21 protein-coding genes are annotated in these 20,151 nt (G+C 62.6%); 12 read left to right on the top strand and 9 right to left on the bottom strand.

Translation table 11 applies throughout. The annotated features are described in order from the left end of the window. Positions 1 to 39 precede the first annotated feature (39 nt). From obgE to HTY61_RS16780, 12 genes are all read left to right on the top strand, one after another. Positions 40 to 1,074 (top strand): GTPase ObgE, encoded by a 1,035-nt coding sequence (obgE, locus tag HTY61_RS16835; RefSeq protein WP_175277889.1) that lies wholly within the window; start codon positions 40 to 42, stop codon positions 1,072 to 1,074. A 4-nt stretch (positions 1,075 to 1,078) separates the two neighbouring features. Further along, complete coding sequence (gene proB, locus HTY61_RS16830; protein WP_175277888.1) at positions 1,079 to 2,197, top strand: glutamate 5-kinase; 1,119 nt, start codon at positions 1,079 to 1,081, stop codon at positions 2,195 to 2,197. Between the two features lie 73 nt (positions 2,198 to 2,270). Beyond that, on the top strand, positions 2,271 to 3,557 hold the full coding sequence (locus tag HTY61_RS16825) for a glutamate-5-semialdehyde dehydrogenase (RefSeq protein WP_175277887.1): 1,287 nt from the start codon (positions 2,271 to 2,273) through the stop codon (positions 3,555 to 3,557). 6 nt (positions 3,558 to 3,563) lie between these two features. Then, positions 3,564 to 4,217 carry a nicotinate-nucleotide adenylyltransferase gene (locus HTY61_RS16820; protein ID WP_246272839.1) on the top strand — a complete coding sequence of 218 codons (654 nt, stop codon included), beginning with the start codon at positions 3,564 to 3,566 and terminating at the stop codon, positions 4,215 to 4,217. A 193-nt stretch (positions 4,218 to 4,410) separates the two neighbouring features. After that, positions 4,411 to 4,728, top strand: coding sequence for a ribosome silencing factor (gene rsfS / locus HTY61_RS16815; protein WP_175278609.1), 318 nt, complete (start codon positions 4,411 to 4,413; stop codon positions 4,726 to 4,728). Positions 4,729 to 4,758: 30 nt separating this feature from the next. Beyond that, on the top strand, positions 4,759 to 5,244 hold the full coding sequence (gene rlmH / locus HTY61_RS16810; RefSeq protein WP_175277886.1) for a 23S rRNA (pseudouridine(1915)-N(3))-methyltransferase RlmH: 486 nt from the start codon (positions 4,759 to 4,761) through the stop codon (positions 5,242 to 5,244). 107 nt (positions 5,245 to 5,351) lie between these two features. Beyond that, on the top strand, positions 5,352 to 6,662 hold the full coding sequence (locus tag HTY61_RS16805) for a murein hydrolase activator EnvC family protein (protein ID WP_175277885.1): 1,311 nt from the start codon (positions 5,352 to 5,354) through the stop codon (positions 6,660 to 6,662). 5 nt (positions 6,663 to 6,667) lie between these two features. Continuing rightward, positions 6,668 to 7,993, top strand: a complete 1,326-nt coding sequence (locus HTY61_RS16800; protein ID WP_175278608.1) for a S41 family peptidase — start codon at positions 6,668 to 6,670, stop codon at positions 7,991 to 7,993. Positions 7,994 to 8,078: 85 nt separating this feature from the next. Next, positions 8,079 to 9,296 (top strand): divergent polysaccharide deacetylase family protein, encoded by a 1,218-nt coding sequence (locus tag HTY61_RS16795; protein WP_175277884.1) that lies wholly within the window; start codon positions 8,079 to 8,081, stop codon positions 9,294 to 9,296. Between the two features lie 26 nt (positions 9,297 to 9,322). Continuing rightward, the gene (locus HTY61_RS16790; RefSeq protein WP_175277883.1) at positions 9,323 to 9,859 is read left to right on the top strand and encodes an RNA pyrophosphohydrolase; all 537 of its coding nucleotides are present in this window, start codon (positions 9,323 to 9,325) and stop codon (positions 9,857 to 9,859) included. After that, positions 9,856 to 10,572, top strand: coding sequence for an aspartate/glutamate racemase family protein (locus tag HTY61_RS16785; RefSeq protein ID WP_175277882.1), 717 nt, complete (start codon positions 9,856 to 9,858; stop codon positions 10,570 to 10,572). Before HTY61_RS16790 ends, HTY61_RS16785 begins: the two co-directional genes overlap by 4 nt. A gap of 24 nt (positions 10,573 to 10,596) precedes the next feature. Further along, positions 10,597 to 11,097: a GNAT family N-acetyltransferase gene (locus tag HTY61_RS16780; RefSeq protein WP_175277881.1), complete on the top strand. Its 501-nt coding sequence runs from the start codon at positions 10,597 to 10,599 to the stop codon at positions 11,095 to 11,097. A gap of 52 nt (positions 11,098 to 11,149) precedes the next feature. On the opposite strand, the gene HTY61_RS16775 is transcribed toward HTY61_RS16780, so the two are convergent. The 9 genes from HTY61_RS16775 to HTY61_RS16735 all read right to left on the bottom strand — a co-directional run bounded on the left by HTY61_RS16775 (position 11,150) and on the right by HTY61_RS16735 (position 20,073). Then, positions 11,150 to 11,557, bottom strand: a complete 408-nt coding sequence (locus HTY61_RS16775) for a F0F1 ATP synthase subunit epsilon (protein WP_175277880.1) — start codon at positions 11,555 to 11,557, stop codon at positions 11,150 to 11,152. Between the two features lie 8 nt (positions 11,558 to 11,565). Beyond that, positions 11,566 to 11,760, bottom strand: a complete 195-nt coding sequence (locus HTY61_RS16770; protein WP_175277879.1) for a hypothetical protein — start codon at positions 11,758 to 11,760, stop codon at positions 11,566 to 11,568. Between the two features lie 27 nt (positions 11,761 to 11,787). Next, positions 11,788 to 13,251 (bottom strand): F0F1 ATP synthase subunit beta, encoded by a 1,464-nt coding sequence (atpD, locus tag HTY61_RS16765; RefSeq protein WP_175277878.1) that lies wholly within the window; start codon positions 13,249 to 13,251, stop codon positions 11,788 to 11,790. A 15-nt stretch (positions 13,252 to 13,266) separates the two neighbouring features. Continuing rightward, the gene (locus HTY61_RS16760; RefSeq protein ID WP_175277877.1) at positions 13,267 to 14,145 is read right to left on the bottom strand and encodes a F0F1 ATP synthase subunit gamma; all 879 of its coding nucleotides are present in this window, start codon (positions 14,143 to 14,145) and stop codon (positions 13,267 to 13,269) included. Positions 14,146 to 14,181: 36 nt separating this feature from the next. Further along, positions 14,182 to 15,711: a F0F1 ATP synthase subunit alpha gene (atpA, locus tag HTY61_RS16755; protein WP_175277876.1), complete on the bottom strand. Its 1,530-nt coding sequence runs from the start codon at positions 15,709 to 15,711 to the stop codon at positions 14,182 to 14,184. Continuing rightward, on the bottom strand, positions 15,711 to 16,268 hold the full coding sequence (locus HTY61_RS16750) for a F0F1 ATP synthase subunit delta (protein WP_175277875.1): 558 nt from the start codon (positions 16,266 to 16,268) through the stop codon (positions 15,711 to 15,713). Before HTY61_RS16750 ends, atpA begins: the two co-directional genes overlap by 1 nt. Positions 16,269 to 16,491: 223 nt before the next feature. Then, positions 16,492 to 16,884: an AGROH133_08824 family phage infection protein gene (locus tag HTY61_RS16745; protein ID WP_175277874.1), complete on the bottom strand. Its 393-nt coding sequence runs from the start codon at positions 16,882 to 16,884 to the stop codon at positions 16,492 to 16,494. Between the two features lie 25 nt (positions 16,885 to 16,909). Beyond that, a complete protein-coding gene (locus tag HTY61_RS16740; protein WP_246272838.1) occupies positions 16,910 to 17,836 on the bottom strand; it encodes a DMT family transporter in 927 nt (308 codons plus the stop codon). Positions 17,837 to 17,886: 50 nt separating this feature from the next. Then, positions 17,887 to 20,073 (bottom strand): primosomal protein N', encoded by a 2,187-nt coding sequence (locus tag HTY61_RS16735; RefSeq protein WP_175277873.1) that lies wholly within the window; start codon positions 20,071 to 20,073, stop codon positions 17,887 to 17,889. Positions 20,074 to 20,151 lie beyond the last annotated feature (78 nt).

Here is a 20,151-nt window from a genome sequence, read left to right as displayed (position 1 = left end):
TAGACGGACCCGAAACTGAACGAGACATGTAACAGAACCATGAAATTCCTGGATCAGGCAAAGGTCTATATCCGTTCCGGCGACGGCGGCGCAGGGGCGGTGTCCTTTCGCCGGGAGAAGTATATCGAATTCGGCGGCCCGGATGGGGGCGACGGCGGCCGCGGCGGCGATGTCTGGGCGGAAGCCGTGGAAGGGCTGAATACCCTGATCGACTATCGCTATCGGCAGCATTTCAAAGCCAAGACCGGCATGCACGGCATGGGCCGCGACCGCACCGGCGCCAAGGGCGCGGACGTCACGCTGAAAGTACCCGTCGGCACGCAAATTTACGAGGAAGACAACGAAACCCTGATCTGCGACCTGACCGAAAAGGGCCAGCGTTTCCTTCTCGCCAAGGGGGGCAATGGGGGTTTCGGCAACGCCCATTTCAAGTCGTCGACCAACCAGGCGCCGCGCCGCGCCAATCCTGGCCAGGAAGGCCAGGAGCGCACCATCTGGCTTCGCCTGAAGCTGATTGCCGATGCCGGCCTTGTCGGCCTGCCGAACGCAGGCAAATCGACCTTTCTGGCCAGCGTCACCGCGGCCAAGCCCAAGATCGCCGACTATCCCTTCACCACGCTGCATCCAAATCTCGGCGTGGTGCGCATCGATACGCGAGAATTCGTGCTCGCCGACATTCCCGGCCTGATCGAGGGCGCCCACGAGGGCGTTGGCATCGGCGACCGGTTCCTCGGCCACGTCGAACGCACCAATGTAATCCTGCACCTGGTCTCCGCTCTCGAGGAGGACCCGGCCAAGGCATACGAGACCGTACGTCACGAACTGGAGGCCTATGGCCACGGCCTTGCCGAAAAGCCCGAAATCGTTGCCCTTTCGCAGATCGATACTGCCGACGCGAAGTCGATCACCCAAAAGGCCGAGGCGCTGAAGAAGGCGGCCGGCAGGGAGCCCCTCATCTTTTCCTCGGTAAGCCGCGACGGTCTCGAAGAAGTGCTGCGTGCGCTGATGGCATTTATCGAAGAGAAGAAGAAATCCGACAAGCCGAAAGAACCTGATCCGCGCTGGCAGAGCTGATCCCATGCAAGGCCGTCTCGCATCCTACAAGCGCATTGTCGTCAAGATCGGCTCCGCCCTCCTGGTGGATCGCGGTTCGGGACTGAGACGCTCCTGGCTGCAAAGCTTGGCGGCTGACATTGCCGCCTTGCGCGCTTCCGGCCATGAAGTGCTTGTCGTCTCGTCGGGCGCCGTCGCGATGGGCCGCACCGTGCTCGATCTGCGCTCGGGTTCTCTGAAACTGGAGGAAAGCCAGGCCGCCGCCGCCGTCGGCCAGATTGCGCTGGCCCACGCATGGGATGAAGCACTCGGTGCCCGGTCGATCACGACCGGCCAGGTCCTCGTCACCATCGACGACACGGAAACACGGCGGCGCTATCTCAATGCCCGCGCCACCATCGGTGCCCTCTTGCGCATGGGAGCCGTGCCGGTCATCAACGAGAACGACACCGTCGCCACCAACGAGATTCGCTACGGCGACAACGACCGGTTGGCTGCGCGGGTCGCCACCATGATGAATGCCGATCTGCTGATCGTCCTGTCCGATGTCGACGGCCTCTACACCGCCTCCCCGGCAATGGATCCGGATGCTATGCACCTTCCCGATGTCCCGGCGATCACACCGGAAATCGAGGACATGGCCGGCGATGCAGCCTCCGAATTGTCGCGTGGCGGCATGCGCACCAAGATCGAGGCTGCGAAGATCGCGACCCAGGCGGGCACTGCGATGGTCATAACCAGGGGCACGGTCGACCACCCGCTGCGTGCACTGGACGAAGGTGCCAAATCAACCCTTTTCCGTGCAGCCTCAGCACCGGTATCGGCCTGGAAGAGCTGGATAGCCGGCCAGCTGGAACCCCAGGGACGCCTCGTCGTCGATGCCGGCGCTCACGCGGCATTGAAATCGGGCAAGAGCCTGCTCCCGGCCGGCGTCAAGCGGGTGGAAGGCACGTTCGAGCGTGGAGACACGCTGGCGATCGTGCTTGAGGATACGGGCGCGGAAATCGCGCGTGGCCTCGCAGGATACGATTCCAGCGAGGCGGTCCGCATCGCGGGGCGCAAGTCCTCCGAGATCGAACCCATTCTGGGCTATGCCCCGCGCGCCGCGATGGTGCATCGCGACGACATGGTCGTGAAAGGCTGACTTTTCGACCGCGCATTGCCCTTGCCGGCATTGAACGCTAAACAAGCGGCTTCCGAAGACGGGACGACCAGCCATGCTGACCAGGGCCGACAGCAATACGACCGATATCGCCGCATTGATGGCGGACATGGGTGCACGCGCGAAAGCCGCCAGCCGACCGTTGGCGATCGCCTCGACTGCGCAAAAGAACGCGGCACTTCTTGCAATGGCGGAGGCGATCATCGATGGCTGCAGCGACATCCTTGCCGCGAACGATGCCGACATGGAAGCGGCCGGGAAGGCCGACCTGACGCCCGCGTTCAAGGACCGCCTCAAGCTGACGGAGGAGCGCGTGCACGCAATGGCCGATGGCATCCGCGCCATTGCCGGGTTGCCCGACCCTGTCGGCTCCGTGATGGCCGCCTGGGAGCGACCGAACGGACTCAGGATCGAGCGCGTGCGTACGCCGCTTGGCGTCATCGGCGTCATCTACGAGAGCAGACCGAACGTCACCGCTGATGCAGGTGCCCTGTGCCTCAAGGCCGGCAATGCCGTCATCCTTCGCGGTGGTTCCGATTCCGCCAATTCCTCGCGCGCCATTCATGCCTGCCTTGTTTCGGGATTGGAGTCCGCCGGACTTCCCGCCGATGCCGTCCAGCTGGTTCCGGTAACCGACCGGGCGGCCGTCGGCGAGATGCTGGCAGGCCTTGACGGTGCGATCGACGTCATCGTTCCGCGTGGCGGCCGCGGTCTTGTCGAGCGGGTCCAGAACGACGCGCGCGTCCCGGTATTCGCGCATCTCGAGGGCTTGTGTCACGTCTATGTCGACAGATCTGCCGATATCGACATGGCTCGGAGCATCGCGGTCAACGCCAAGATGCGCCGTACCGGCATTTGCGGCGCTGCCGAGACCCTGCTGGTCGACCGCGCGGCAGCGGATACGCACCTGGCGCCCATCCTTGACGCACTCCACGGTTCCGGCTGCGAAGTACGCGGGGACACAAATGTCTGCAAGCTGTGGCCGAAAGCTGCGCCGGCGACCGAAGCCGACTGGATGACCGAATATCTCGGCCCGCTCATTTCGGTGGCACTGGTCGACGGAATCGACGGTGCCATCCGGCACATCGCCGACTATTCATCCAGCCACACCGAGGCGGTGATCGCCGAGGACGAGGCTGTCGTGGAACGTTTTTTCAACGAGGTCGACAGCGCCATCCTGTTGCACAATGCCTCGACGCAATTCGCCGACGGCGGCGAGTTCGGCATGGGCGCCGAAATCGGCATCGCGACCGGCAAGATGCATGCGCGCGGTCCGGTCGGCGTGGAGCAGCTGACATCCTTCAAGTACCGGGTGCACGGCACCGGCCAGATCAGGCCCTGAAGGCGAATGACCGGAAGAACGGCGCTTTTTCCGGGCGTCGCCCGCAAGTACTTGCGCATGCCGCATGTCGAGCCAGGCATGCGGATCGGCCTGTTCGGAGGTTCATTCAACCCTCCGCATGAGGGACACCGGCTCGTCGCGGAGATCGCCATCCGCCGCCTTCGGCTCGACCAGCTTTGGTGGATCGTAACGCCCGGCAACCCGCTCAAGGACGTCACCAGCCTCCCGCCGCTGGCGGACAGGATCGCCTGGTCCGAACGCATGAACCCGGATCCGCGCGTCAAGGTGACCGCCTTCGAGGCCCTGCACGAGGTGCGTTACACCGCCGACACCCTAGCCCTCGTGCGACGCTACAACCCGGCCAGACGCTTCGTCTGGATAATGGGTGCGGACAATCTCGCGGGTTTCCACCGCTGGCAGAAATGGCGCGACATCGCCCTTACCTTTCCGATCGCCGTTGTCGACCGGCCGGGTTCGACTTTGGCATACCTGTCATCGAAAATGGCCAAGACCTTCGACTATGCGCGTGTCGATGAGTCCGATGCCGCCCTCCTGCCGACGCTGCCCGCACCGGCCTGGACCTTCCTGCACGGTCCGCGTTCGCCGGTCTCCTCCACCGCGATCCGCAACGGCACCGAGAAGCTCTTTAAGAAAGCTTGATTGCCTTTGTCTTGAAACTGTTAACGGCTCGTGACTATCTTTGGGGTGTGGAAGGCCGAGTCGTCTTTCGCATCGTTTGTTCCGAACTGAAAGGAAGCTCTTGAGAACAACGACAATCAGGAAGGCCGCGAATGCGCCTTCGACACCCGACGTCAGCGAGCTTGAAGCCGCCGATCGGGTCCTTGAACTGGTCATGGAAAGTCTGGAAGACTCCAAGGCCGAGGACATCGTCTCCATCAACATCCAGGGCAAATCCGCGATGGCCGACTACATGGTTGTCGCATCGGGCCGTTCCCACCGTCACGTGGGCGCGGTGGCCGAACAATTGCTCAGGGCGCTGAAGGAGGCCGGTCACGGCACCGCGAGGGTCGAGGGCCTGTCCGCTGCGGACTGGGTTCTGATCGACGCGGGCGACGTGATCATTCATGTCTTCCGCCCGGAGGTCCGGGACTTTTACGCGCTCGAGAAGATGTGGCAGGAGCCCGAGGAACCGTCCGGAACCCTGCACTAGGAGCCGGGGACATTCCCGGTCCGGAGCGCCATGAAACTGACCATACTGGCGGTAGGCCGGATGAAATCCGGCCCCGACGCTGAACTCGTGTCGCGCTATTCCGACCGTCTCGCCCGGTCGGGCAAGGCGCTCGGCATCGATTTCGACGGCGTGATCGAGATCCCGGAGAGCCGGGCACAGTCATCGGACCGGCGCAAGGCGGAGGAAGCCGGCAGGGCTGCCGCACTCGCGTCCGATCCCTCGACCGTCCTGGTCCTGCTCGACGAGCGGGGCAAGTCGCTGCCCTCCCGCGAATTCGCCGGAAAGCTCGCCGAATTCCGCGACCGCGGCTTTTCGCGCATCGTTTTCGCTCTCGGCGGACCGGACGGTCACGATCCGGCATTGCGCGGGCGCGCGGACCTTGTCATCGCCTTCGGCAACCAGACCTGGCCGCACCAGCTGGCTCGCATCATGCTCGCCGAGCAGCTCTACCGGGCGGTGACCATCCTGTCCGGCCACCCCTATCACCGCGATTGACGAAAAACCCCGCGGGCCACGATCTGGCCGAACTTGGCGGTTCCATTGCGGCCAGCCTGATTTAAGGTCGGTCACCTCGGTCCAAACGATTCGCCAGGCCTCGCCCGATGCGTCAACTTGTCAGCCTAGCCTGCCTGCTCGCCGCCTGCCTTGCCGGCGCGCCGTCGCCGGTGCATTCCCAGGAGACGGCGAACGAGACCGGCGAACTGGCCAAAAGTCTCGAGACGAGTGCGTCGCAGCTGACCGGCATACTGCGCGATCGCGCGATCAGCGAGAAGCGCGCGAAGGAGCTGGCGGAGGAGGTCGCGCGCATCCGCAAGGACCGCGAATCCCTCAATACCGCCCTTATCCAGGCGGCGAAGACGGAAAAGAAGCTGGCGACGGACGTTCTGGATCTCGAGGAACGGCTCATCGCCACTGCACGCGAAGCCGATGCGGTGCGCGCCAGCCTGTATGAGCGACGTGCCCTGTTGGCAGAGGTTCTTGCGGCACTGCAGCGCATGGGCCTCAACCCCCCGCCGGCGATCCTTGTTACCCCGGAAGATGCACTGTCCTCGGTTCGCAGCTCCATCCTGCTTTCCGCCGTCGTGCCCGGCATGCGCGAGGAAACGCGCGTTCTGGTCGCCGACCTGCAGGAGTTGCAACGCCTCACCGCGACGTTCCGGGCGGAACGCGAGGAACTGCGTGCGACGCTTGCCGCCCAGAAAGAGGAACAGGCCCGGCTTTCACTTTTGCTTGAGGAGAAGCGCTTGCTGGAGGCGCGCGCCGCCGACGATCTTGCCGCCGAGCAGGCGCGCGCCGCCGAGCTCGCGAGCCGGGCCGCCGACCTGCAGGAACTGATCGCCTCCATCGAGAGGGAAATCCAGTCGGCGCGCAAGGCGGCCGAGCAGGCCCGTCTCGAGGCCGAGCGTCGCGTCGAGGAGGGGCGTGAACGTGCTGAAAACCAATCACTTTCCGCCGCGCGGATCGCGCCGGCATTCGCGTTTTCCGATCTCCGTGGCCGGGTGGCGCGGCCTGTCGCCGGTCGCACAATTACCGCATTTGGCGACGATGACGGACTTGGCGGTCGGGCCCAGGGCGACACGATCGAAGCCTCGCCGGGAGCCTATGTGACCGCTCCCGCGGACGGGTGGGTTCTGTATGCGGGACCCTTCCGTTCTTACGGTCAACTCTTGATCCTGAATGTCGGTGACGACTATCATATGGTGATCGCCGGGATGGAACGCATCGACGTCACACAGGGTCAGTTCGTTCTGGCTGGCGAACCGGTCGGCGTTATGGGCAGGATTCACTTGGCAAGCGTGTCGGCCGCGGCTGCTGCAAACGAGAATCCGACGCTCTATATAGAGATCAGGAAGGACGGCAAACCGGTTGATCCCGGTCCGTGGTGGGAGCCAACCGGCTCCGGAAGGACATGAAGAACATGATGCGAAAGTTTTCCTTGCTGTTTGCCGGCGCCCTGATGGGAGCGGCCTCCGTGCTCGCAGTTTCATCCGGCGGCGGCATGATTCAGGCGAATGCGGCCGGCAGCGAAACCTACAAGCAGCTCTCGATTTTCGGCGACGTGTTCGAGCGCGTGCGTGCCAACTATGTCGAGGAACCCGACGAGAAGGAGCTGATCGAGAGCGCCATCAACGGCATGTTGACCTCGCTTGACCCGCATTCCTCCTACCTGAATGCGGAAGACGCCGCCGACATGCGCACCCAGACCAAGGGCGAATTCGGCGGCCTCGGCATCGAGGTGACGATGGAGAACGAGCTGGTCAAGGTTATCACGCCGATGTACGGGACGCCCGCCGAGAAGGCCGGCGTGCTCGCCGGTGACCTGATCGCGGAGATCGATGGCGAAGAGGTTCGCGGCCTGACCCTCCAGGACGCCGTCGACAAGATGCGCGGACCGGTCAATACGCCGATCGAACTGACCATCTTGCGCGAAGGCGCCGACAAGCCGCTTAAGATCACGATTGTCCGCGACATCATCAAGATCCAGGCGGTGCGCTATCGGGCCGAGGGCGATGTCGGTTATCTGCGCATCATGTCCTTCAACGAACAGACATTCGACGATCTTCAGGAAGGCATACAGAAGCTCACCGAAGATATCGGTGAGGATACGCTGAAGGGCTTCGTGCTCGACCTGCGGCTCAATCCCGGCGGATTGCTCGATCAGGCGATCAACGTATCGGACGCCTTCCTCGACAAGGGTCTGATCGTTTCGACGCGTGGACGAGACGAGCGCGACAGCCGGCGTTATTCCGCCCGCCCGGGCGACTTGACTGGCGGCAAGCCGCTGATCGTTCTGGTCAATGGCGGCTCAGCAAGCGCATCGGAGATCGTCGCCGGCGCACTGCAGGATCATCGCCGGGCCACGGTTGTCGGCACGCGGTCCTTTGGCAAGGGCTCCGTCCAGACGATCATCCCGCTCGGGGAAAACGGTGCCCTGCGGCTGACAACCGCCCTGTACTACACGCCGGCCGGCGTATCGATCCAGGGCAAGGGCATCACGCCGGACATCGAGGTGTCGCAAACCATTCCCGAGGACCTGCTTGGCCGCGACCTGTCGCGTGGCGAGTCGGATCTGCGCGGACACATTCCCGGCCCCGAGGAAGACGAAAAGGGATCCGGATCGATAGCCTACGTGCCGCAGGATCCGGCTGAAGATGACCAGCTTGGTTTCGCTTTGGCATTGTTGCGCGGCGAAAAGACGGATCCGGCCTTTCCGCCGGACCCGGCCAAGGCATTGCCGAATTGATCGCTTTTGCCAAATAGTCAAACTGCCATGATACAAGAGGCCACCGAATTCCGGTGGCCTCTTGATTCGGGGACAGCAGGCGACGATGACAGATATCAACGCACCCCTCGGTAAATCCGGCGCGAAACGTACCAGGGCGGGTGCACCACGCCCGGACGGAGACCGTCCGGAAAGGCGCAGCGGCGGAATCGTCGGGGCCGCTTTCGTTCTTGCTGCCATTGCCGCGCTCAACGCATGGACTTTCGTTTCCCGGGACCGCCTGCCGTCGACCGCCAGCATCGTCCTCGCCGATGCCTCGCCCTCGAAAGGGCAATCCGGGGAAAATGCGGTGGCAAGCGGGAATTCTCCGCGCCCGTCGGAAACGGATGGCGTGGAGATCGTCTACGGATCGCCGGAGGATTCAAGGCCGGCTGACGACGCCGGGGAACAGCTCGCCGAGGGCAGAATTTCAGAGGGTGGTCCCAAGGTCATTATCGTACGGGATCCCACCGCGGTGGAAATCGGCCAACCGGCGCAGCTCGCGCATCTTCCGGTCGACGAGGCGCTTGAGGAGAGCGAATGGGGCATGCTGCCGGTGCGGACGCCGGACGGCCGGCGCCCGATGGACATCTATGCCCGCCCATGGTCGACGGCCGGCGGAAAGCGGATCGCCGTCGTCATCGGTGGCTTGGGCCTATCGCAGACCGGCACGCTGTATGCGATAAAGACGTTACCGCCCGAAATCACCCTCGCCTTCGCTCCGCAAGGCTACAGTCTCAACCGATGGATGCGGGAGGCTCGCAGCAAGGGGCATGAACTTCTTGTGCAGGTTCCGATGGAACCCTTCGACTACCCACGCAATGATCCGGGCCCGCATACGCTCACGGTATCGGCCGAAAGGGATGCTAACCTGGCGAACTTGCGCTGGGCACTTGGTCGGCTCACCAACTTCACGGGCATCGTCAATTATCTTGGCGCCCGCTTCGCGGCGGATCCCGACGCCATCGGCCCCGTGCTGGACGAGATATCGGACCGGGGTCTCCTGTACCTGAACGACGGTACTGCAGGAGGACCGAAGCTGGCCGCACTCGCCCAAGACTTCGATACGCCCTATGTCTCCGGCCATGTCGTAATCGATTCGACCCAGGACCCCGCCTCCATCAGGGAACGGCTCGAGGAACTGGAAAGCATCGCAGACGCAAACGGCTTCGCTATCGGAAGCGGCTCCGCGTTCGAAGTTACCGTGGATACGGTTGCTGCCTGGGCGAACAGCGCCAAGAAGCGTGGATTCGAGATCGTCGGGGTCTCCGCGCTGGCGCGCTGACCCGGTTCGTTGTGAAGGCTTGAAACATGAAGAAGAAGGCGAACGAGGTTTCCGCGCAGGATCTGCCCTATCGGCCCTGCGTCGGGATCATGGTGCTGAACCCGGATGGCCTTGTCTGGGTCGGCAAGAGGGCCAAGGAAGGCAACACCGAATATTCGGGCCATCCCAAGCTCTGGCAGATGCCCCAGGGCGGAATCGACAAGGGAGAAGAACCTTTGCCGGCCGCGCTTCGGGAACTCTACGAGGAAACGGGCATGCACTCGGTGGAACTGGTCGAGGAAGCGCCGGAATGGATTCACTACGATCTGCCTGCGGACATGATCGGGATCGGCCTGAAGGGCAGGTATCGTGGCCAGACACAGAAATGGTTTGCCATGCGGTTCACCGGTGACGAATCCGAGATACGGATCGACCCGCCCCCTGACGGACACCAGCGCGAGTTCGACGAATGGGCCTGGGTGCCGATGGATACGCTCCCCGAATTGATCGTGCCCTTCAAGCGCGGCGTATATGAAGAGGTCGTGCGCGTTTTCAACCATCTTGCGAAGGCGCAGGCATCATGATGCTCATCGGCTTGCTCGGCGGCATGAGCTGGGAGTCGACCGCGATCTATTACCGCATAATGAACGAAACGGCTCGGGATGCGCTCGGCGGGCTGCACTCGGCACGGGTGTTGCTGCATTCCGTCGATTTCGAGCCCATCCAGCACGACCAGCACGAAGGCAAGTGGGGACGATGCGCACGGGTCCTCGTCGATGCAGGCAGGTCCCTGAAGGCTGGCGGTGCTTCATTCCTGGTGATTGCCACCAATACGATGCACAAGCTGGCTGACGAAATCGAGGAAGGCTCGGGCCTTCCGGTCCTTCATATCGCGGACCCGACGGGTGAGGCGATCCGGCAGGCCGGTCACCGGAAGGTTGGCTTGTTGGCGACCCGGTTCACGATGGAAGAAAACTTCTACCGGCAGCGGCTGGAAAACCGTTTTCACCTCAAGGTCGAGATTCCCGGGGAGGATGAACGTGCCGATATCCATCGTATCATCTACGAGGAACTGTGCCTCGGCGTGTTTCGGGAAGTATCGGCCGCGAGGTTCCGTCAAATAATCGATCGCATGAAGTGGGCGGGCTGCGAATCCGTCATTCTCGGATGCACGGAGATCGGGATGATCGTATCTCCCGAACGTAGCGCCCTGCCCGTGTTCGATACAACCGCGCTGCATGCGCGGGCAGCGGTCGCCTTGGCATTGCAGGGTGACCTTCTCGGACAGAAAACCTGACACGGCTCCGAAAGTGAGGCTGACATGATTCTGGACAAGACCGAATTCCGGCCTGCAATACCCGAAGACAGGCTGGGCATCCTGGCCCTGCAGCGCCGTGCATTCGGACGTGATGCGGAGGCGGAACTGGTCGATCGCCTGATCGAGGGTCCTGAAAGGACGATCTCGATGGTTGCGGATCTTGACGGCATGATTGTGGGGCACATCCTGTTGACCGAATTGCGTGGCCCGGAAGGAGCCCTCGCCCTGGCACCCCTTTGTGTCGATCCCGACTGGCGCGATTTCCTGATTGGCACGGAATTGACGAACCGAGCGCTGGCCAGCGCACGCGACAAGGGCTGGATGTCGGTGTTCGTTCTCGGAGACCCGGTCTACTATGGTCGGTTCGGCTTCAAGGCGGAATTGACCCGGGAAATGGATGCGCCTTGGTCGGGACCCGGTTTCATGGCACTGGAGTTGGTGCCCCGCGCCCTGGATGGCTATCGGGGAGCCGTGGTATATCCCGAGGCCTTCCTGGAATCGTGAAACGAAAAAGGCCCGCCGTGGGCGGGCCTCGAACACCGAATGGTTGAACCTCTCACGCGGGCAGGATTGCCTGCTGCAGCGTCGTGAGCTGATCGAGGTAGAGCTTCGCCTTCTGGATCGCTTCGTCGCTTTTCGCGTCCTCGAGGTCCTCGCGCGCATCCTGGACGCGCCGGGCAACATCCTCCGGATCGATATCCTTCACATTGACCGCCGATTCGGCAAGCAAGGTGCAGGAATCGGGCATGATGTCGACGAAACCGCCGAACACGCAGTATCGCTCCTGTTCGCCGGAAGCGTTCTTGACCTCGACCACGCCCGGTTGAAGCCCGGCCATCAGCGGCGCGTGGTTGGAAAGGACGGTGAAATATCCCTCCTGCCCAGGCACCACCACCTCCAGCACGTCTTCGGAGACCAGGAGGCGTTCCGGCGAAACCAGTTCGAATTTGAATGCGTCAGCCATGATTCAGATCACTCAGCCTGTTTTTTGGACAGCGTCGCCAGGAACCCGAGGACCAACCCGGCCGCCGCGCCGACGATTACGTTCAGCGCAGCCGGGTTGGAAATGCTGAGACCGAAGAACTGGTCGAGCGAGTCGGGCCCGATCAGGAAGCCCGTGAGGGCTCCCGCCAGCGCGATCTGCGCGATTTCCGTCCATCGGCCCATGGTGCCGTTCCGCGTTCAGCTTGCGCGTCAGGCCGCTTCCGCAGCCAGACGCTTTGCCTTTTCAACCGCTTCTTCGATGGTGCCGACCATGTAGAAGGCGGCTTCCGGAAGGTGGTCGTATTCGCCCTCGACAAGGCCCTTGAAGCCCTTGATCGTGTCTTCCAGATCGACAAGCTTGCCAGGCGAGCCGGTGAACACCTCGGCCACGAAGAAAGGCTGTGACAGGAAGCGCTCGATCTTGCGCGCGCGTGCCACCGTCAGCTTGTCCTCTTCCGAAAGCTCGTCCATGCCCAGGATGGCGATGATGTCCTGCAGCGACTTGTAGCGCTGCAGCGTCTGCTGGACGTCGCGGGCCACCTTGTAGTGCTCCTCGCCGACGATCTGCGGATCGAGCATGCGCGACGTGGAGTCGAGCGGGTCGACGGCCGGGTAGATGCCCTTCTCGGAAATGGCGCGGTTGAGCACCGTCGTCGCGTCGAGGTGGGCGAACGAGGTCGCCGGGGCGGGGTCGGTCAGGTCGTCGGCGGGCACGTAGATGGCCTGTACCGAGGTGATCGAACCCTTTGTTGTTGTTGTGATGCGCTCCTGCAGCGCCCCCATATCCGTCGCGAGCGTCGGCTGATAGCCCACGGCAGACGGGATGCGTCCCAGCAGGGCCGAAACTTCCGAACCGGCCTGGGTAAAGCGGAAGATGTTGTCCACGAAGAACAGCACGTCCTGCCCCTGGTCACGGAAATACTCCGCAATGGTCAGGCCGGTCAAGCCAACGCGAGCACGGGCACCGGGCGGCTCGTTCATCTGACCATAAACGAGAGCGGCCTTGGAACCCTCACCGCCACCGGCCTTGTTCACGCCGGATTCGATGAACTCGTGGTAGAGATCGTTACCCTCGCGGGTCCGTTCACCCACCCCGGCGAACACCGAATAGCCACCATGTGCCTTCGCGATGTTGTTGATGAGTTCCTGGATAAGAACCGTCTTGCCGACGCCGGCGCCACCGAACAGACCGATCTTGCCGCCCTTTGCATAGGGTGCCAGCAGATCGAGGACCTTGATGCCCGTCACAAGAATTTCGGCTTCCGTCGACTGTTCGACATACTCCGGAGCCGGTTGGTGAATACTGCGGATTTCCTCGCCCTTGACAGGACCGGCTTCGTCAACCGGCTCACCGACGACGTTGATGATGCGGCCAAGCATCTGGGGCCCGACAGGCACCGAAATCGGCTTGCCGGTATCAACTACCGTCTGCCCCCGCACAAGACCTTCGGTCGAGTCCATCGCAATGCAGCGCACCGTGTTTTCACCGAGATGCTGCGCAACCTCGAGAACGAGGCGCTGGCCATTGTTGTCGGTTTCAAGCGCATTCAGGATCGCCGGCAGGTGGTCGGTGAACTTCACGTCCACGACGGCGCCGATCACCTGTGCGATCTTGCCTTCCGGGCCCTTGGCCAACTTCACGGCGGCCGGTTTCTTTGCTGCTGCTCTTGCCATCGTGCTACCCTTTTCTTACAGCGCTTCCGCGCCAGAGATGATCTCAATCAGTTCCTTGGTGATCTGCGCCTGACGCTGACGGTTGTAGGAAAGCGTCAGTTTGTCGATCATTTCGCCTGCATTGCGTGTCGCGTTGTCCATCGCGGACATGCGCGCACCCTGTTCGGAAGCGGCGTTCTCCAGAAGTGCACGAAACACCTGGACGGAAATATTGCGCGGGATAAGGTCCTCGAGAATCGCGCCTGCGTCCGGTTCATACTCGTAGATCGCGTCACCCGCCGTTTCGGCCTCGCTGCCCTCGGCTCTCGCCGGTATCAGTTGCTGCGCCGTCGGAATCTGGGAAATCACCGATTTGAATTCCGAATAGAAGAGAGTGCAGACATCGAATTCGCCGGCCTCGAACAAATCGATTACTTTCTTGCCAATTGCCACGGCATTGTCGAAACCGATTCGCTTCACATCCCGCAGATCGACCCGGTCGACTACGTAGTTCCCGAGATCGCGACGCAGTATGTCATAGCCCTTCTTGCCGACGGTGATGATCTTCACCGTCTTGCCCTCGGCGATCAATTTGCGAGCATGATCGCGAGCCATGCGCGCGATCGAAGAATTGAAACCGCCGCATAGGCCGCGCTCAGCGGTACAGACGAGCAGAAGATGCGTATCGTCCTTGCCGGTACCGACCATCAGCTTCGGCGCGTCGTCACCATCACCGAGCGTCTGGGCAATATTTGCAAGCACCGCGCCCATACGCTGCGAGTAGGGGCGCGCGGCTTCGGCCGCTTCCTGAGCACGACGCAGTTTCGCCGCAGCCACCATCTGCATGGCCTTGGTGATCTTCTGCGTCGCCTTGACCGAAGAGATGCGGTTCCTAAGGTCCTTGAGTGAAGGCATGCCCGGGCTTTCCGTTTTCTGGTTTCGACCCCGCCCTTACGCGAAGGCCTTCGCGTAGGCGTCGATCTGCGCCTTGAGCTGCGCCTCGATTTCGTCGGTCAGCTTCTGCTCCTTGCGGATCGCCTCGAGCACATCCTTGCCTTCCGCGCGCATGTGGGCAAGCAGCCCCTGCTCGAACCGACCGACATCGGAAACGGGCAAGTCATCGAGATAACCATTCACGCCCGCAAAGATCACCGCGACCTGCTCTTCCGTCTTGAGCGGTGAGAACTGCGGCTGCTTCAACAATTCGGTCAGGCGCGCACCACGATTGAGCAGACGCTGCGTTGCGGCATCAAGATCGGAGCCGAACTGGGCGAATGCCGCCATTTCGCGATACTGGGCAAGCTCGCCCTTGATCGAGCCGGCAACCTGTTTCATCGCCTTGATCTGCGCGGCCGAACCGACACGAGAAACCGACAGACCCACGTTCACAGCCGGGCGGATACCCTGGAAGAACAGGTCGGTCTCAAGGAAAATCTGTCCATCCGTGATCGAGATTACGTTGGTAGGAATGTAGGCCGAGACGTCATTGGCCTGCGTCTCGATGACCGGCAGCGCGGTCAGCGAACCGGCACCGTGATCGTCGTTGAGCTTCGCGGCGCGCTCCAACAGGCGCGAATGAAGGTAGAAGACGTCACCCGGATAGGCTTCACGCCCCGGCGGACGACGCAGCAGCAACGACATCTGACGGTAAGCGACAGCCTGCTTGGACAGATCGTCATAGGCGATCAGCGCGTGCATTCCGTTATCACGGAAATATTCGCCGATCGCACAACCCGCAAACGGCGCGAGGTACTGCATCGGTGCGGGATCCGACGCGGTTGCCGCGACGACGACCGAATATTCGAGCGCACCACGCTCCTCAAGCACCTTCACGAATTGCGCAACCGTCGAACGCTTTTGGCCGACAGCGACATAGACACAATACAGCTTGTCCTTTTCCGGGCCGTTGTCATGGATCGGCTTCTGGTTAAGGAATGTGTCGAGAACAATGGCAGTCTTGCCGGTCTGGCGGTCACCGATGATCAACTCGCGCTGACCGCGACCGACAGGAATCATCGCATCGATAGCCTTCAGACCCGTCGACATCGGCTCATGCACCGACTTGCGCGGAATGATGCCGGGCGCCTTGACATCGACACGCTCACGCTTCTTCGCTTTGAGCGGCCCCTTTCCGTCGATAGGATTCCCCAGCGCATCGACCACGCGACCGAGAAGCTCCTTGCCGACCGGCACGTCGACGATGGCGCCGGTCCGTTTGACAGTGTCGCCTTCCTTGATGTCACGGTCAGCACCGAAGATAACGACACCGACATTGTCGGTTTCGAGGTTCAGCGCCATCCCGCGAATACCACCGGGAAATTCAACCATTTCACCGGCCTGGACATTGTCCAGACCGTAGACGCGGGCGATACCATCACCTACGGACAGGACGGAACCGACTTCGGATACCTCAGCCTCCTGTCCGAAATTCTTGATCTGGTCCTTAAGGATCGCGGAAATTTCCGCAGCGCGAATATCCATCAGCCGACCTCTTTCAGCGCGAGCTTCATTGATGACAATTTGGTGCGTAGCGACGTGTCGATCTGGCGCGAGCCGATCTTGACAATCAGGCCGCCAAGAAGCGACGGATCGACCGTCACGTTGATGTCCACGTCTTTGCCGGCGACATCCTTCAAGGTCGCCTTCAGTTCTTTCTCCTGCGCGGCCGTCAGCTTCGCGGCACTCGTCACCTCCGCGGCGACGACACCCTTGTGCTCGGCAGCTATGGCACGAAATGCCCCAAACATACCTGGCAACGCAAACAGGCGACGGTTCGATGCCACCACCTTCAGGAAATTGCCGAACACGCCATCGAAACCGGCCTTGTCCACGATCGCGTCGATTGCGCGCAACTGTTCATCGGAAGAAAAGACCGGGCTGCCGATCAGGCGCCGCAGGTCATCGCTTTCGCTGAGAAGGGCTTCGAACGCGACCATCTGCTCTTCGACCCTGGCAAGCGCTTTCGCCTCAAGCGCAATGTCGAAAAGAGACTGTGCGTAACGGGAAGCAACACCTGAAGTGAGAGATGATATGGCCACTGGCTATCGCTTCTCTGTCTCGTCTCAATGCGCAAACGGAAGGGAGCCGGCCGGCTATGCGTAACGCATTGAACTTGTTGATGTTTACTATTCGCAATAGAATACGACAGTCGCACCCCGGCTGCGAATTGCGAGCCGTCTAGCACATGCTTTTCGCCTGCGCAACACGACCGGGACCGCCTTTTGTCGCAGAAACGCCAGTTTCCTGCCAGCTTAATGTCGATCAGGCCACATATCCGAAGACATATACGAGGGGGCAAGCAGCCAGGACCGCCTCGACGATGGTGGCAATCCAGTTGAATTTCCTCTCGCCGCGATCGATCAGGATTGAGACCAGACGGCCCAGCACCGAAAGGCCCCATGCTGCGCCCAGGGCCATCCACAGAAATGGCTGGTTGAACAGAAGCGCCATCAGCGAGACGCCGAGATAGAAACCGGATATGGTTGCCCGAAATTCAAATAGGGCTTCCGGCACACCTTCGGCGATTCGAAGGCGCATGACGCGCAAAGCAAGTCTGGGTGCCAGAAGATATGCGAGCCCCAACGCCAGCGTTGCCAGAGCCGATACCCATGCCAACCACTCGCCGGGCGACTGCGGAAGTACGAACTCGAACATGGAAGCCTTCTTTCTGGTGTTCGGATCAACGTTCTATGGGGGCCGCGCTTCGCGCCAGCCGGAGCACCCTTTCTCGATACATCAGGTAGAGGCCGCTCGCACAGATAATCGCCGCGCCAAGAATGGTCCACCAATCCGGAAAATCGCCGAACACGATGAAACCAAGCAGGGTCATCCACAGGAGCTGGCTGTAAACGAACGGGGCAATCTTCGGCGCTGAGGCGAGCCGACTCGCCTTGATGAACATCGTGTGGCCAATCATGCCGAAAATGCCGAACACGCACAGGAGCACTACATCCAGCGGCCGGTCTGGCATTGACGCACTCACCCAGGCGAAAGGTGCCAGCAGCACAACACCGAAGAAGGAGGAATAGAACACCAGGCTCGCCTCGGTTTCGGTGCCGGCCAACTTGCGCGTAAGAATTGAATAGATGGCATAAACCAGCGTCGCGGATATCGAGTAGAGGATCGCGGGGTCGAACATGGCGGTGCCGGGGCGCACCACAACAAGCACACCAACAAAGCCGACCATGATCGCCGCCCAGCGCCGCGGGCCCGCCCATTCGCCCAGCAGCGGGCCGGCAAGTGCCGTCACCATCATCGGCGACGACAGGAAGACGGAAACCGTCTGCGCCAGCTGCAGCGTCTCCAGCGCCTTGAAGTTGAGCAGCGTTGTCACCGGCAAGGCGATGCCGCGCACGAGTTGCAGCGGAACATTCCTCATCCGCCAGGCATCGGCATTGGCCCAGGCCCGGGAGATCACCGCCTGGAGCAGCGCCTGCAGGGCGAAGCGGCACCACACCACGAAGATCGCGGCCAGCCCCGAGGTGACCAGATACTTGGCCGAGGTATCCAGAAGCGCGAACATCAGGAAAACGCCGAGCGACAGCGCCAGGGCGACCGGCGGCATCGCCTCGCTGTCGACATCCGTGCGGGTATTTTGTGGGGACAATTTTCTGCCTCCGATGAACATCCCGTCCATGCGCCGGGACCCCGGCCATGTCAAAGAAAACTTTGCGGATCGACATCGACGCTGACCCGCACCGAGCCGCGCGGCCGCGGCGCGTTGCCGATCATCGCGCGCAGGAATGCCTGGATGTTCGCGCGTTCCGGCCCGTGAACGAGCAGGCGGAACCGGTGCCGTCCCCGGATCAGCGCCAGCGGCGCCTCCGCGGGCCCCAGCACCATGATCTCCCCCACCGGCGCCGCGGCACGCAGGGCGCGCCCGTGAGTCTCCGCCTCGGCCCGGCTGTTCGCCGAGACGATGATCGAGGCGAGGCGGCCGAAAGGCGGCAGATGGCCGCGCTCGCGCTCGGCGATCTGGTTCCCGTAGAAGGCCTCCCCGTCGCCGGAAACGATGGCCCGCATTGCCGGATGTTCGGGCTGGAAGGTCTGGATCAGGCCGAGGCTCTTCTTGCCTGTGCGCCCGGCACGACCGGTCACCTGGGACAGCAGCTGGAATGTGCGCTCGGCCGCGCGCGGATCGCCGTTGGCCAGGCCCAGATCGGCGTCGACGACGCCGACCAGCGTCATGTTCGGAAAATTGTGCCCCTTGGCGACCAGCTGGGTGCCGATGACGATGTCCACGTCGCCCTTCTCGATCGCTTCCAGTTCAAGGCGCAGCCGCTTCACCCCGCCAAGCATGTCCGACGACAGCACGATGGTCCGCGCATCGGGGAATGCCTGCACAACCTCCTCGGCGATGCGCTCGATGCCCGGACCGCACGCGACGAGGTGATCAAGCGTCCCGCATTCCGGACACGCCTCCGGCACGGGCTCGTGATGGCCACAATGATGGCACATCAGGACGCCCCGGAAACGATGCTCGACCAGCCATGACGAGCAGTCGGAACACTGGAACCGGTGGCCGCAGACGCGGCACAGCGTCAGTGGCGCGTATCCACGCCTGTTCAGGAAGAGGAGCGACTGCTCTCCGCGTTCCAGCGTCTCGCCGATGGCCTTGAGCAGGGGCGGCGCGAGGAACCGCCCGCGCGCCGGCGGTGTGCGCCGCATGTCTATGGCAGCGATCTCCGGCATCGCGGCCTCGGCGAAGCGCCGCGACAGCCTGACATGCCGGTAACGCCCGTTTTCCGCGTTGTAGCGCGTTTCCACCGAGGGCGTCGCGCTCGAGAGGATCATCGGGAACCCGCCGATATGGGCCCGTACCACGGCCATGTCCCGGGCATGATAGAAAACGCGGTCCTCCTGCTTGTAGGCGGGATCATGCTCCTCGTCGACGACAATCAGGCCGAGCTCGGAAAACGGCAGGAAGAGTGCCGAGCGCGCGCCGGCCACGACGCGGACACGGCCGTCGGCGACCTGTCGCCAGACCCGCTCGCGGGCCTTCGGCGCGATTTCGGAATGCCATTCGGCCGGTGGCGCGCCGAACCGGTCGTGGAATCGTTCCAGGAAGCTGTGCGTCAGCGCGATCTCGGGCAACAGGACCAGCACCTGTTTTCCCGCCTCGAGCGCGGCGGCAATAGCCTCGAAATAGACCTCCGTCTTGCCGGAGCCGGTGACACCCTCGAGCAGGGTCGCGGAAAACCCCCCTTCCTCGACCGGTACCCGCAACGAATCGGCGGCCGCCCGCTGGTCCTCCGAAAGCCTCGCGCCGGCATAGTCCGGATCGGGCGCGGCAACGACCGGCATCGGCGGCAACTCGATCTCCTCGAACACGCCGGCCTTCGTCAGCCCGTCCACGACGGACAGCGACACGCCTGCGGCATGTGCCAGCCCGGAACGGGTCCAGCCGAGGCACCCGGTCGCCAGTTCCAGTACGCGCGCACGCGCCGGCGTCATCCGTTCGGGCAGCACTTCGGTCCGCCGCAGGCCCGGCACCGCGGGCTCCGGGTCGAAGGCGGCCGGCACGCGAAGCACCATGCGCGCGACCATGCCGGGCGCCGAAAGCGTGTAGCGCGCCACCCAGTCGACGAAACGGCGCATGTCCGCCGACAGTGGCGGACAGTCGAAAACGCGTTCGATGGCTCTCAGCTTCTTCGGATCCACCTCGTCCTTGCGGTCGTCGTCCCAGACGACACCGGCGACCGTGCGCGGACCGAGCGGAACCGCGACGATCGCACCCGGCTCGACTTCCATTCCCTCGGGCACGGCATAGGTATAGGGCCGTTCCGACGGAGTCGGGACGAGAACCGGGACTGTCCTGGAAACGAAGAGCGAATCTTGCGGCATTACCCCGTGACCTTGCCCACTCTTTGGTCTAAACGGAAGCCCGATCGAACTCCCTCAAGCGCACACCAGGGGCCAAAA

This window comes from Oricola thermophila (genome assembly GCF_013358405.1).
In the GTDB taxonomy this organism is placed as follows: Bacteria; Pseudomonadota; Alphaproteobacteria; order Rhizobiales; family Rhizobiaceae; genus Oricola; species Oricola thermophila.
This window is presented reverse-complemented; position numbering and strand designations above follow the sequence as displayed.

Excerpts from the sequence above, each read along its gene's own strand:
- obgE (WP_175277889.1), top strand. The coding sequence starts at position 40 with ATGAAATTCCTGGATCAGGCAAAGGTCTATATCCGTTCCGGCGACGGC.
- proB (WP_175277888.1), top strand. The coding sequence starts at position 1,079 with ATGCAAGGCCGTCTCGCATCCTACAAGCGCATTGTCGTCAAGATCGGC.
- HTY61_RS16825 (WP_175277887.1), top strand. The coding sequence starts at position 2,271 with ATGCTGACCAGGGCCGACAGCAATACGACCGATATCGCCGCATTGATG.
- HTY61_RS16820 (WP_246272839.1), top strand. The coding sequence starts at position 3,564 with ATGACCGGAAGAACGGCGCTTTTTCCGGGCGTCGCCCGCAAGTACTTG.
- rsfS (WP_175278609.1), top strand. The coding sequence starts at position 4,411 with ATGGAAAGTCTGGAAGACTCCAAGGCCGAGGACATCGTCTCCATCAAC.
- rlmH (WP_175277886.1), top strand. The coding sequence starts at position 4,759 with ATGAAACTGACCATACTGGCGGTAGGCCGGATGAAATCCGGCCCCGAC.
- HTY61_RS16805 (WP_175277885.1), top strand. The coding sequence starts at position 5,352 with ATGCGTCAACTTGTCAGCCTAGCCTGCCTGCTCGCCGCCTGCCTTGCC.
- HTY61_RS16800 (WP_175278608.1), top strand. The coding sequence starts at position 6,668 with ATGATGCGAAAGTTTTCCTTGCTGTTTGCCGGCGCCCTGATGGGAGCG.
- HTY61_RS16795 (WP_175277884.1), top strand. The coding sequence starts at position 8,079 with ATGACAGATATCAACGCACCCCTCGGTAAATCCGGCGCGAAACGTACC.
- HTY61_RS16790 (WP_175277883.1), top strand. The coding sequence starts at position 9,323 with ATGAAGAAGAAGGCGAACGAGGTTTCCGCGCAGGATCTGCCCTATCGG.
- HTY61_RS16785 (WP_175277882.1), top strand. The coding sequence starts at position 9,856 with ATGATGCTCATCGGCTTGCTCGGCGGCATGAGCTGGGAGTCGACCGCG.
- HTY61_RS16780 (WP_175277881.1), top strand. The coding sequence starts at position 10,597 with ATGATTCTGGACAAGACCGAATTCCGGCCTGCAATACCCGAAGACAGG.
- HTY61_RS16775 (WP_175277880.1), bottom strand. The coding sequence starts at position 11,557 with ATGGCTGACGCATTCAAATTCGAACTGGTTTCGCCGGAACGCCTCCTG.
- HTY61_RS16770 (WP_175277879.1), bottom strand. The coding sequence starts at position 11,760 with ATGGGCCGATGGACGGAAATCGCGCAGATCGCGCTGGCGGGAGCCCTC.
- atpD (WP_175277878.1), bottom strand. The coding sequence starts at position 13,251 with ATGGCAAGAGCAGCAGCAAAGAAACCGGCCGCCGTGAAGTTGGCCAAG.
- HTY61_RS16760 (WP_175277877.1), bottom strand. The coding sequence starts at position 14,145 with ATGCCTTCACTCAAGGACCTTAGGAACCGCATCTCTTCGGTCAAGGCG.
- atpA (WP_175277876.1), bottom strand. The coding sequence starts at position 15,711 with ATGGATATTCGCGCTGCGGAAATTTCCGCGATCCTTAAGGACCAGATC.
- HTY61_RS16745 (WP_175277874.1), bottom strand. The coding sequence starts at position 16,884 with ATGTTCGAGTTCGTACTTCCGCAGTCGCCCGGCGAGTGGTTGGCATGG.
- HTY61_RS16735 (WP_175277873.1), bottom strand. The coding sequence starts at position 20,073 with ATGCCGCAAGATTCGCTCTTCGTTTCCAGGACAGTCCCGGTTCTCGTC.